Genomic DNA, 12,303 nt, shown 5'->3' with positions numbered 1-12,303 from the left:
CGTTGGAAGCCTTAATCGCATCTACCCAAAAGGCTCGGCCGGAATTTGGCGTCGACTTTGCCGCCACGGCGCCAACTCAAACAACGCCGCGGACGGTAACCGAAGCGCGCTTTTCATCATGTGAGGGCTGGCAGCGAGGGTTCGCGTCCGATAGTTACCCAGATGGCAACGTCGATAAGACGCGGCTGTGGACAGGCCTGAGTGCAGGGATCGGGACCTGACCATGTCGGAAAGTCGCTAAAGCTAACACAAAAACACAACGAACCGCCGACTATCGGCTGGCACGAAGAATGCAGATCCTTGGGCGTGCCTGCGGGCCCTCCCTCGGGCATGGCTACCATCGCAACTTGAGGCCGTGCCTGGCCACTGAGGTTAGCGGCGCGTGACATGAGGACAGGGCGGCATCTGCTCGGCCGATACCGACGAGCGCGTCGTCGCGTCGCCGCTAACTTTCAGTGCTGAGGACAGCGAAGTTGCGGTCCCTTTAGGATTGAGCCCGCCCAGAAAGAACAGGTAGATCCGGGCAGCAGGTGAGAAATGGCTAGAAAACGCGCGCGCTCGTTCTGTCTCGCCCTTCTGCTGATCTGCTGCGCTGACCTAGCCGTCACAAACAGCAGTGCTCGCGCCAACGAGATCCCTCTCGTGCATAACGTCAAATCAACCTGGCGGGCGCAAAACGGCGAGACCGTCGAACAAATCCTCTCCAAGGTCTCGAAAGTAGCGCACTTGGTCCCTCGAAGCTGGGGCGTCGCTCGAGGAGCCGACCGAAGCGAATATGTTTTCTTTTCGTGGACCAGGCACCGCGACAATCGATCACACGAAGTGTACGTCATAACTTGGAGGTTCTCTTCTGAGAGAACGCCAGAGATCGCCTCGACATACGCGAAGCCGCTGGAACTGGGCTGGCGCGCGTTCGCTCTCTCGCTGATTGCCGCTGAAGTCACGGACGGCATAAAGGACGTGAACCTTCGCTTTCTGCATGATCCGGCCAACTTCAACTTCGTGACCACCCCCCAAGGCAAGCTAGGCGATCTGCTCAGGCATGGCCGTTGCACCATCGTAGAACCTGTTGGTGTGGATTATTTACCGAAGGTGGATGAGACGCGGATTGCCAAAGGCGATCTGTGGCGCGTTCTCCTTTTGGTGAACTGCAATATTCCGGGGCCCGATTACTTCACCCGAAAAGGTGTCATCTTCTTCGAGAAGCGCGAGGGACAAGCTTGGGAACCGCAGTCGTTCTTTGCCCGGCGCATAGCGACATTCCCCCCGGGCTCATGGTTCGATCACATAGAGCGGAATGAACGGGACGCGCTGGAAAGGGCGCGAAAGGCCTCGGAAAATGAACGCAGAGAACAATTTCGCGGCGCGGCTCCTTGACGCTGGGCGCCTCGCGGCAATCGCGCGTACGTGTGGCGTGCAGGCGGATGTTTCGTACTACGTCGACAAGGCGCTTAAGGAGCTTTGGCGAACGAGATCGCCCGAAGAGGCAAAAGCGATCGCAGAGCGGTGGGTGTTATGGGACGCGAAAGGGAAGCCTTGGCCGCGCATGCCTCCGCTTCAAAACGTTGTTTCGTTCAATCGCACCGACTCGACGGTGACATCAGTCGTGACGCGGCCCATGACGCCCTTGCAGACAATCCGCGACTGGTTCGAGAAGCAGGATGAACACGTGCGATACGAGATCGCCGGCATGGCGGCACTTTTGATCTTTGAAGGAAGCGGTCTCCTCGACTTCAGCAGTGAAGAGTGGTGTGACTATTTTCGGAAGTGGCTGAACGAACCCGCACTCCCCAACCATACGGTTATCGGCCGTGCTTTGACGTTCCGCACATGCCTCGAGTATTTTGGCGAGAGCAGGTTCACAGAGGCAGGGTGGGCACGATCCGAGCAGGCAGCTTTCAAAATCCTAGAAGATGCGAAGCGCGATCCGGATTCCGAAGCCGCGCATCTCGCACCGATTGCACGACAAACATTGGCCACCTTACCCGCGCGGAAAAGCAATTGGATCGAAGTGGGGCGGTCCTGGAGAAAGCTGGCGAGCGCCAAGCTCACTGCCCAGGCTCTCAGGGTTTGGGGCGCCTCGCATGCGAAGCCGAATCATAGGCTTTAGCCTGCGTCGAGGGTTCGGAAATGCGGTAGCGACATCGGCCCAAGAGCGGTCAATATTTGAAGAACCTTGTCGCGCAAGACTACGGTCAGCTCGTGGGCGAGGTCATGGAAATTGCTCCACACCGGATGGCCTCGTTTGACGCGCCATCGTGCCTCTTCGCTGCCCCGGTTACGATCGCGCAGAGCTATTCGGACCAGGGAAGACGATCACGCACTTACATCCTTGCGTTCACGGAATGACGAGCCGAGCCGGCCACCCACGGGTAGTGCTATCGGCTTGACGTTAAAGCCCCTTCCCGTCGTCGTGAGGCCAGACACCGCCGGCCTTTGTCCAAAATGCAGTTTCGCCTTCGCCCGTCACGATGAAGGCTTCGCGACTGGGGTTCTTCGGTTTACCTTTGCGTGTCATGGAATACTCCCGTTGATCTTGCCGCGAAGCAGGCCGTTTGGAGATAGAAAACGTAATCTGCCGGACGTGCCGGCAAGCGGTTGATGCCAGTATAGGAATGGCGGTTGACGGCGTAATCCCTTGACGCAACTGCTCGGCCAGAGGTGACGCAAGTGCGACACAATTTGTGTGATGAGACGGGGCGCACCGTAGTCGGATTGCGCGGGCGTCTCATATCGAGCCTCATCGGGTGCTGGTCAGAGAACTTCAACGGGCGTCGTCATCAAAGTCGGTGACGTGCGGCTACCGGAACCGGTTGCTCTAACCTATACCAAGCGTCCTGTGCGGTTGCCTTCTGTCTTGTCTGGCCAATGACGGCGGTGGTCGGAAACCTGACGTGACGCTGCTCGAAAATCGTCCTTAATTTACAGCGCTCCGGGCGGCACTGCGGCTAAAATCTACCAGATTCGGATAACGGTAGCGGTGGACACCTTGAGGAGCCGTGCTTTGCAATCACTGTTTGCACGCGCCGCTATCGGCGCGCGGATTGCACAGGCTGGTTACTGAATGCTCTAACTGCTATGTGCCGGAGAACTTGATGTGCTCTTCTTTCCCGGTCGCCCGCCGTGATCCAGTGACGGAGGCAGCTCCTCGCCGAGCCTATTTGGTCGGAACGGGAATTGCCTCTTTGGCAACTGCGGTCTACCTCCTCAAGGACGGTGGGCTATTAGGTCAGCATATCGTCTTGTTCGAGCAGCTAGAACAATTCGGCGGAAGCCTTGACGCACATGGTAACCCAAAGAACGGATATGTCATGCGCGGCGGACGCATGTTCGAGGAGAAGTTCAATTGCACCTACGATTTGCTATCGCTCATTCCGTCGATTGCTGATCCGTCCAGATCGGTAATGGAAGAACTGAAGGAATTCCATCAGGAGTTCTTCTGGAACGACAAGGCGCGCTTGGTATCTGGCGGTCAGATCGTCGATGTTTCCGATCTAGGGTTCAGCGAGAGAGATCGACTAGACTTGATCTCGCTTTGCGGGGCACCAGAGTCGTTGCTTAACTCCCGGACGATCCAGGACTGGTTCGGATATCATTTCTTCCAGAGCAACTTCTGGTTCATTTGGTCCACGGCCTTCGCGTTTAAGCCTTGGCATAGCGCGACCGAGTTCAAGCGCTACTGTCTGCGGTTCCTGCATTTGTTCTCGACAATCGACACCATGGCGGGGATCTACCGGACGCCGTTCAATCAGTTTGACGCCATAGTGCGCCCGATCGTCGCACGGTTGAAGGCCGGCGGCGTACAGTTCGAGATGGCGGCGGAAGTGATCGATATTGAGGTTGTGATCGAAGGCCCGCAGAAGATTGCGACGCGGTTGCACTATCGGCAGGGCGGCAAGGATCGCGCTATCGATCTGGCTGAACGCGATCTGGTGTTTGTGACCAACCGTTCAATGACATCCGATACCAGCTACGGTTCGATGGACACGGTTCCAGTGCTGAAGACGGAGCGAAGCGGAGGTTCGTGGAAGCTGTGGGAGCTACTGGCCGGCAAAAGCCGAGACTTCGGTAACCCTACGGTTTTCGTCTCCAAAATCGATCGCTCCAAATGGGAGTCGTTCACTGTCACGGCGGACGACGCGTGCTTCTTCGACTGGCTTGAGGCCTTCTCCGGCAGTAAGGCGGGCAAGGGTGGACTGGTGACGATCAAGGACTCCAATTGGCTCTTGACTATCGTCCTTAATCGTCAACCGCACTATTACGAACAGCCGAAGAATGTCTGGGTGTGGTGGGGCTACGGGCTCTTCCCCGACAACCCGGGTAATTTCGTGCATAAGCCGATGTCGGAGTGCACGGGGCGTGAAATCCTCGTCGAACTGCTTTCGCACCTGCGATTCAACGAGATCATCCCGCACGTTCTAAAAACGTCGCGTGTGGTTATGGCAATGATGCCTTACATCACCGCGCAGTTCATGCCGCGCGCGAAGACCGACCGACCGAAGGTCATCCCGAACGGATCGAGCAACCTGGCCTTTATCGGTCAATTCTGCGAGATTCCCGACGACGTTGTTTTTACGGTCGAATACTCAGTGCGCGCGGCACAGACCGCGGTGTTCGGCTTGCTCGATATTCAACGTCCGGTTTCGCCCTTCTACAAGGGCCAGCACGATTCCCGCGTCCTCTTCGACGCCTGGAAGACCTTGCATCGCCATTGATCCGCAGCACCAACCAAGGATCCGTCATGGGACGTGTGAATAACAAAGTCATCATTGTAACGGGCGCGGCTCGCGGTATGGGGGCGGCTCATGCCCGCCTGCTGGTGGCTGAGGGAGCCAAGGTTGTAATCACTGATATTCTTCATACCGAGGGAGAGGCTCTCGCCGCTGAACTCGGCAGTTCGGCCGTCTACGTCCATCAAGACGTTACCCGGCCAGAGGACTGGGCCAAGGCAATTGCAAGCGCGGAGCTTAGCTTCGGCCTGCTGCATGGCCTAGTCAACAATGCGGGGATCGCCAACATTGCGCCCCTCGAGCAGTTCTCGCTCGATCGGTGGAATGAGACCCTGGCTGTCAATCTCACCGGTGTATTTCTGGGAATGCAGGCGGCTCTGCCAGCCATCAGGCGTGCGGGCGGAGGTTCAATCGTTAACATCTCGTCGGTTGAGGGGTTGCGGGGCAGTGCCGGGCTTCATGCCTACGTTGCTTCCAAGTTCGGCGTGCGAGGCATAACCAAGTCCGCTGCGTTGGAGGCCGTAGCCTCATGCGTACGCGTCAACTCGATCCATCCCGGCCTTATCGCCAGCCCAATGACCGAGAGCTTCGATTCCTCGCTTTTCCCCATACCGCTTGGCCGACCAGCCGAGCCGCAAGAGGTGTCGCAGGCTGTCCTGTTTCTGCTCAGCGACGAGTCGAGTTACGTTACCGGTTCCGAGATCGTCGTCGACGGCGGTCTGACGATCGGCGTCCCGCGTAAATGCCTGGCGCCCGAGAACATCTTTTGCTGAACCATCTCGTTAGTCGATTAATCCAGTGGGATGGAATGTCGCCATGTATTACTGTAGCGGCAATTACGAAGCATTCGCGCGCCCTCGCAAACCCAAAGGTGTGGATAACAAGACGGCGTGGTTTGTTGGTTCGGGTCTGGCCGCGCTTTCAGGCGCAGCATTTCTGATCCGTGATGGCCATATGCGTGGCGATCGGATCACTATACTGGAGCGGCTGAAGATACCCGGCGGAGCGCTCGACGGTAGCCACGATCTGAAGCGAGGTTTCGTGATCCGGGGTGGCCGTGAAATGGAAGATCATTTCGAGTGTCTATGGGATTTGTACCGATCGATCCCGTCGCTCGAAATCGAGGGGGCCAGCGTACTCGACGAATTCTACCGGTTGAACAAGGATGATCCGAACTACTCACTGCAGCGGGTGACGGTGAACCAGGGACAGGATGCCCATACCGATGGCCTCTTCACGTTGAACGAAGCCGCGCAGAAGGAAATGATTTCTATCTTTCTGGCCTCCCGCGAGGAGATGCAAAATAAGCGGATCGACGAAGTATTCGGAACGGATTTCTTTATCAGCAATTTCTGGCTCTATTGGCGCACAATGTTCGCTTTCGAGGAATGGCATTCCGCACTTGAGATGAAGCTCTATCTGCATCGGTTCGTCCACCATATCGGCGGTCTGCCGGATTTCAGCGCGCTAAAGTTTACTAAGTACAATCAGTATGAATCCCTGGTTCTACCGCTGTGCAAATGGCTGCTCGAGGAAGGCGTCAACTTCCGCTACGACGTCGACGTTACTGATGTCGATTTCGACCTAAAGGCCGGACGCAAGCAGGCCACCACCATTTACTTGTTGGAGGAAGGTGTCGCGGGCCGCGTCTCCCTTGGCGCCGATGATCTTGTATTCATGACGATCGGATCGCTCACCGAGAACTCGGACAAGGGAGACCATCACACGCCCTCCAAACTCGATGAAGGCCCGGCGCCTGCATGGGATCTGTGGCGCCGCATAGCGGCCAAGGACGCGGCCTTCGGCCGCCCGGACGTCTTCGGAGGTAATATCCCCGCTACCAAATGGGAATCGGCGACTGTCACGACTCTGGACGCGCGCATTCCGGGATATATCCGCAAGATCGCCAAACGCGATCCGTTCAGCGGCAAGGTCGTCACAGGAGGCATCGTTACGGCGAAGGATTCGAGCTGGCTCCTCAGTTGGACCGTAAACCGCCAGCCGCATTTCAAGCACCAGCCCAGCGATCAGATCGTCGTTTGGGTCTACTCACTTTTTGTCGACGAACCCGGAGACTACGTCAACAAACCGATGCAAGATTGCACAGGCGAGGAAATCACCCAGGAATGGCTGTATCACCTCGGCGCGCCGGTCGAGGACATACCAGAACTCGCCGCAACGGCCGCCAGGACAGTGCCGGTGATGATGCCGTATGTCACCTCTTTCTTCATGCCGCGGCAGGCGGGGGACCGGCCAAACGTTGTGCCCACAGGGGCTGCTAACTTTGCTTTTATCGGCCAATTTGCCGAGTCGGCGGAGCGCGATTGCATCTTCACGACCGAATATTCGGTCCGCACGGCGATGGAGGCCGTCTACACGCTCCTGAACGTTGAACGTGGTGTGCCGGAGGTCTTCAATTCGACCTATGACATACGCAAGCTACTTATGGCAATCGGCAGGCTGCGCGACGGCAAGGAAGTCCCAATCCTCAACCCGGCGGTTTTGGGTGAGCTAATGCTGAACCATTTCGACACCACGAAAGCCGGCACAGCGGCTCGATAAATATCATCGTTCTCTGAGCGAGGCGCTTTGCTCCTATCCTGTGCAACCGGAAGGCTGCATTGTTAACTGTACGTGTTAGGCGTGTGAGTTGCAAGGAGCCGATCTCGGGCGAAATCGTCCATTCGCAAGGCTGCGCGAGACAGTTCCTTCACTGTTTGCACGTGCTCGCTGGTAGCCGCTCATGCTGGCACTCCCGCTGCGGCGGAACCTCTTCCGAAGCTAGAACTCCGCCATCTTGAGGAGGAGGCCATCGGCTCCGTCGTCGTGAAGGCGGAGTATGATTTCGTCCGGTGAGAAGGTGGGGGGAGACTTCTCCTCGATGCGCAGGAGATCTGAAGCTATCAGTGTCATTATGTATTGCGTTTTCTTCGTCACAGTCTGCTCACGCACGACCTCCAACAGCGCTAGCTTCTTTCGGTCGTCCAAAGCCTCGAAGATGCCATCGTGGTACACAAAGTGAAAGAAACCGACGTCCTCATACACCTTCAGCAGAGCCAAATCGAAGAGGGCGCAGACCAGCTTTTTGTAGCTCGTCCCTTTCTGACTGGAAGTGTTGCCGGTTTGGCCGGGCAGGCCCAGGCCGATGGTGTAATCAAAGTTGCCGCTTTGTTGACGTAGAAATAGAAAATGCCTTCGTGATTTAAGACGCGTAATAGCCGTTAAAAACACGCCGGAAGTTCTCATAGATGCTTGTTGGTTTCGCGACCATGGCCTTGATTTCATCGACAACTTGACCACGTTCGCGTCACTCTCACGGACCTCCCGTGCGGTGGCGACCACCACGTCAACTTCTTGCGCTGCTCCTCCAGGTTATCGAATCGTCGAGCTCGTACTTGCGTTGAACTGAGGACTCGTTAAATCCAAAGAGATTAGCCACAAATGGCCTCCAATAGGGGTCTTTGCCCATCTCGAATTTCTGGAGCTGTAAGTCGCCCTGGGCCCACAAAAAGTAAGTGATGGCCATGCGATAGTCGTAAGGCTTGAGAATCTCCAGGTCGAGCCATCCATCCATCAAGTTGATGGCCTCGGCATTAGGAGTCCTCCGTGAAGAACGTGGACGACCGATGATTTAGGCGATGTTTTGAGCCGGGACAGTTTCGGCGAGCGCCCGGATGATGACACGCAAGAGTTCTGCGAGCCATCGCAGGAGCAGGCCGCAGTTGTGGCCGGCCGCGGCGAGGACGGCATTGATGCGGTCGCCAACGCGGCCTTTGAGATAGTTGCGGTCCATGCGGTGCTCGGCCTTGACGTGGCCGATGACGGGCTCGACAGCCGCGCGACGCCTCATCTCGCGGCGGATGGAAGCTGTGACGCGGCGGACCTGACCCGAGATCCAGACTCTGAACCGATGCGGGTGATTGTGGCCGCGATACCCTTTGTCGACGTGGATACGGCGAGCCTCCACGCCGGTGAGCTTCTCCATGTCGGCGATCACGGGCCGAGCGTGTGCCCATCGAAGGGATTGCCGTGCAGGGCCTTGGCGTGAAGCACGAACTGGCCGCCCTTCGGAGACGTCAGGGGGGGGGCGATACTGTCCTTGCAGCCGAACTCGTAAGACGCGCGGGCTTTTCCCTTGCCGATGCACTCGACCTCCGGGGCGTGCAACGCATAAACCTTTGGACCGCGCTGGTGCTGATCCTGGCTGCGCACCTGCTGCGCTAAGCCGAGCAACGGGCCGAAGCGAGCTTCCAGCACCACATCGCCATCAATCTTGCGGCGGATGTCGCGGATAATCCGGCCAAGCCGCGTCCGCAGGAACTTGAGTTGGCGCCGGGCGCGCTTGAACTGGTGAGCGTGGGTATAGCGGCCGACCATGATGGCGGCGCGCTTCGCCAGGCGCAGATAGCTCTGGCGCAGCCGCACACGGTTGCGTTTGGCGAGCCCGACGAGCTTGGTGATGGACCGATGCATCAGCCGTGCGTCGGTCGGATGCGCAACGGCCTTTGGCTGCACCGTGGTATGTGCGCCATGACGGCGCGAAGAAGGAGGTTGAGTATGTAGACCATCTTCCGAGCACTTGCTGCGCAAGAGATGAGGGCATGCCCCTCGGAATCGGATTGCAGGATCAGAGTCCAAACCGCCACAAGCTGCTTTAGCTCACTGGCTGAGGTGGTGAGCGCTGGAAAAGGCGGGCAATCAGCCTGTCAGGTGAGCCACGGGAAGACGAACGCAAGTAAACCGCCGATGATGCATCGAAAGTACAGTTCAGGTGTTGTCGAAACCGGGGGCGATACCACCTCCTGGGATCAAGCGCGGCGAGAGCCTGTCTATTGGCCGGGCGGCAACCGGTGTAGAGGCGGCGTGATCCCGATGGCAGGCTCTTGCGCGGAACATGGGAACCTGCGTCGCGATGCCAAGGGAGACCCCAAAGGCGGCGGACCCGCCGAGGGCAGAGTACAAATGCGCGACGCAGGGGCGGACGGGTTCGTAATAGTGATGAGGCCCGGTAATACGGGCGGAGCGAAGGGACCCGATCTTCCAGCCAAAGTCACAGGCCAACCGGAAACGGGAGGAGCCGATGACTGAGGCAAAGTCGTATCAGATCCCCAAACATCTCGTTTGGGAAGCTTGGAAACAGGTGAAAGCGAACCGCGGGTCAGCGGGTGTGGATGGGGTCTCCATCGAGGAATTCGAAAAGGACTTGAAGAGAAACCTCTACAAGATCTGGAATCGAATGTCGTCGGGGACATACTTTCCGCCTCCCGTCCGTCTCGTGGAAATTCCCAAGGCTAATGGAGGGAAGCGTCCGTTAGGAATACCCTCTATAGCTGACCGCGTGGCTCAGACGGTTGCAAAGATGGTTATGGAGCCGACGATGGAACGAATATTCCATCCCGACTCCTACGGCTATCGGCCCGGCTGTTCGGCGCTTGACGCAGTGGGGACAGCGCGAAAGCGTTGCTGGAAATTCGACTGGGTTATCGACCTTGATATCAAGTCGTTCTTCGACTCGATTCCTTGGCACCTGATCGAAAAGGCCGTCGCCCACCACACGGAACTGAGATGGATTCGTCTCTACGTAAAGCGGTGGCTGCAAGCTCCCGTGGAGAAAGAAGACGGAATCCTAGTGGAGAGAACACGCGGAACCCCGCTGGGTTCAGTGGTTTCACCGCTGCTCGCAAATTTGGTTCTGCACTATGCATTCGATCGCTGGATGCAGCGGACCTTCCCTTGTTTGTGTTTCGAAAGATACGCTGACGATGGTGCGCCACGACGGCGCGAAGGAGGTGTGATGTAGAGCACCTTTGAGCAGCCTTGCTGCACAGAAGATGGGGGTTGGCCCCTCGAACTCGGGTTGCAGGATCAGGGTTCAAACCACCGGCTGCTGCTTCGGCCCAATGGTCGAGGTGGTGAGCGAGACCGGAAAAGGCAGAGCAAGACTCTGTCAGGTAAGGATCGAGGAGACGAGCGCAAGCGAACCACCGATGAACTGTCGAAAGCGTAGGGAAGACGTCAAAACCAAGGGGTAGTCGTTATCTTGGGATCAGTCTGAGCGATACCTGTTTACGGCTCAGGCGGCGTCCGGCAGGCGAGGTGGCGTGACCTCGGTTCAGGCTTCTGTGCGGAACGTGGGAACCTGTATCGCGATGCCAAGGGAATGGTTCAAGTGGAAGCCCCACAAGAGTCTGAGTACCAATGCGCGATGCAGGGACGGAGCCGTGTGTAGTAGTGACGAAGGCACTGTAATGGTGACGGAGCGAAGGCACGGCACTGTCCCGCTTGATTGGAAGAACAACCGGAAACGGGAGGACTCTTTTGGGTCAAGCATAGCCGTATGACATCCCCAAGCGCTGGGTTTGGGCTTACGATTACCCACATTTTTTGAGGCCCGGCCCAACCGAAAACTTGAGTCGCCGGAATCACTTGTGATTCTTTGATGAGCACCTGATTCGAGAAGAGGTGCTCTATGGGACTGACTTCACGCGCCCGGGATGAGAAGGCGCATCCGTTGGCGTCTGACGCGGTGACCTGGTTTGACCGTGAAGCTGCGCTGTGCGAATTCCAGGACGCTCGACTTGGCGAGAGATTTCGCATGCTGCTGAAGCAGATTGGTGGAGACATCGGACAGAGCGGTTTGCCAAGACTGGGCGAATACCAAGGCGGCCTATCGTTTCTTCTCCAATGAACGAGTAAGCGAGGCCGACATCCTATCTGGTCATTTTAAATCGACGCGGGAACGTATCGCGGCTGCAAAAGGACCTGTTCTTGTCCTGCACGATACGACCGAATTCACCTATCAAAGGGAGCGCCCGGATCTAGTCGGGATGATTAATCGCATCCCCAAAAGCAACTCTCGAAGATTGGACGGAAAACCCCAAACGTACACGACATGCGGAATATTGATGCATTCGAGCCTTGCGGTGACCCTCGATGGGCTTCCACTGGGGCTCAGCGCTGTGAAGTTCTGGACCAGAAAGAAATTCAGAGGGGTCGCTGCGCTCAGGCGCGAGGTCAACCTGACACGGATCCCCATTGAAACCAAGGAGAGCATTCGGTGGCTGGAGAACCTCAAGCAATCCACGGAGCTTTTCGAGAGGCCATCGCAGTGCATCCATATCGGTGATCGTGAGGCCGATATTTATGAGTTGTTTTGCGCCGCCCAAGAGGTTGGAACGCATTTCTTGGTAAGGACCTGTGTCAATCGCCTGGCAGGCGATGGCGATCATACCGTTGCAACGATAATGGACGAGGTCGTGGTCAAAGGTCTCCACCGGATCGAAGTCCAGGATAGCAAGGGCAATCCAGACCAGGCTGTTCTTGAAATCCGGTATCGTAAAATCCGTATTCTACCACCGATAGGCAAGCAGTCGCGGTATCCAGCTTTGACTTTGACAGTGATCCACGCTGATGAAAGAGGAGCGCCAAAGAACAGAAAGAAGATTGAATGGAAACTCATGACCGATCTTCCGGTGCAATCGCGCGGGGACGCGATCGAGAAACTCGAATGGTATTCCCTGCGATGGAAGATCGAGGTCTTCCACAAGATACTCAAATCCGGCTGTAGGGCAAA

General features: G+C 57.1%; 8 protein-coding genes and 2 pseudogenes. 8 read left to right on the top strand and 2 right to left on the bottom strand.

Features of this window, described 5'->3' with window-relative positions; translation table 11 throughout:
* Positions 1-642: 642 nt before the first annotated feature.
* The 5 genes from ACVISU_RS17780 to ACVISU_RS17760 all read left to right on the top strand — a co-directional run bounded on the left by ACVISU_RS17780 (position 643) and on the right by ACVISU_RS17760 (position 7,292).
* Entirely contained in the window at positions 643-1,377 is a 735-nt protein-coding gene (locus ACVISU_RS17780; RefSeq protein WP_456707778.1) for a nodulate formation efficiency C protein, read from the top strand.
* Positions 1,340-2,110 (top strand): hypothetical protein, encoded by a 771-nt coding sequence (locus ACVISU_RS17775; RefSeq protein WP_456707777.1) that lies wholly within the window; start codon positions 1,340-1,342, stop codon positions 2,108-2,110. Before ACVISU_RS17780 ends, ACVISU_RS17775 begins: the two co-directional genes overlap by 38 nt.
* 985 nt (positions 2,111-3,095) lie before the next feature.
* Complete coding sequence (locus tag ACVISU_RS17770) at positions 3,096-4,715, top strand: oleate hydratase (RefSeq protein WP_456707776.1); 1,620 nt, start codon at positions 3,096-3,098, stop codon at positions 4,713-4,715.
* 26 nt (positions 4,716-4,741) lie between these two features.
* Positions 4,742-5,503, top strand: a complete 762-nt coding sequence (locus ACVISU_RS17765; protein WP_456707775.1) for a glucose 1-dehydrogenase — start codon at positions 4,742-4,744, stop codon at positions 5,501-5,503.
* A 43-nt stretch (positions 5,504-5,546) separates the two neighbouring features.
* Positions 5,547-7,292, top strand: coding sequence for an oleate hydratase (locus ACVISU_RS17760; RefSeq protein ID WP_456707774.1), 1,746 nt, complete (start codon positions 5,547-5,549; stop codon positions 7,290-7,292).
* A 219-nt stretch (positions 7,293-7,511) separates the two neighbouring features.
* On the opposite strand, the gene ACVISU_RS17755 is transcribed toward ACVISU_RS17760, so the two are convergent.
* A complete protein-coding gene (locus ACVISU_RS17755; protein ID WP_456707773.1) occupies positions 7,512-8,075 on the bottom strand; it encodes a DUF2326 domain-containing protein in 564 nt (187 codons plus the stop codon).
* Positions 8,076-8,361: 286 nt separating this feature from the next.
* Positions 8,362-9,251: pseudogene (locus tag ACVISU_RS17750) on the bottom strand (IS5 family transposase); the annotation flags it as partial.
* A gap of 559 nt (positions 9,252-9,810) precedes the next feature.
* On the opposite strand from ACVISU_RS17750, the gene ACVISU_RS17745 reads away from it, so the two are divergent.
* The 3 genes and pseudogenes from ACVISU_RS17745 to ACVISU_RS17735 form a co-directional block, all read left to right on the top strand.
* Positions 9,811-10,530 (top strand): reverse transcriptase domain-containing protein, encoded by a 720-nt coding sequence (locus tag ACVISU_RS17745; protein WP_456707772.1) that lies wholly within the window; start codon positions 9,811-9,813, stop codon positions 10,528-10,530.
* A gap of 669 nt (positions 10,531-11,199) precedes the next feature.
* Positions 11,200-11,418, top strand: a complete 219-nt coding sequence (locus ACVISU_RS17740; protein WP_456707771.1) for a transposase DNA-binding-containing protein — start codon at positions 11,200-11,202, stop codon at positions 11,416-11,418.
* Positions 11,345-12,250 (top strand): annotated as a pseudogene (locus ACVISU_RS17735) (IS4 family transposase); the annotation flags it as partial. The gene ACVISU_RS17740 and the pseudogene ACVISU_RS17735, both read left to right, overlap by 74 nt.
* Between the last annotated feature and the right edge of the window lie 53 nt (positions 12,251-12,303).

The sequence above is a fragment of the Bradyrhizobium sp. USDA 4452 genome (genome assembly GCF_054063575.1).
This window is presented reverse-complemented; position numbering and strand designations above follow the sequence as displayed.

Excerpts from the sequence above, each read along its gene's own strand:
- ACVISU_RS17775 (WP_456707777.1), top strand. The coding sequence starts at position 1,340 with ATGAACGCAGAGAACAATTTCGCGGCGCGGCTCCTTGACGCTGGGCGC.
- ACVISU_RS17770 (WP_456707776.1), top strand. The coding sequence starts at position 3,096 with ATGTGCTCTTCTTTCCCGGTCGCCCGCCGTGATCCAGTGACGGAGGCA.
- ACVISU_RS17765 (WP_456707775.1), top strand. The coding sequence starts at position 4,742 with ATGGGACGTGTGAATAACAAAGTCATCATTGTAACGGGCGCGGCTCGC.
- ACVISU_RS17760 (WP_456707774.1), top strand. The coding sequence starts at position 5,547 with ATGTATTACTGTAGCGGCAATTACGAAGCATTCGCGCGCCCTCGCAAA.
- ACVISU_RS17745 (WP_456707772.1), top strand. The coding sequence starts at position 9,811 with ATGACTGAGGCAAAGTCGTATCAGATCCCCAAACATCTCGTTTGGGAA.
- ACVISU_RS17740 (WP_456707771.1), top strand. The coding sequence starts at position 11,200 with ATGGGACTGACTTCACGCGCCCGGGATGAGAAGGCGCATCCGTTGGCG.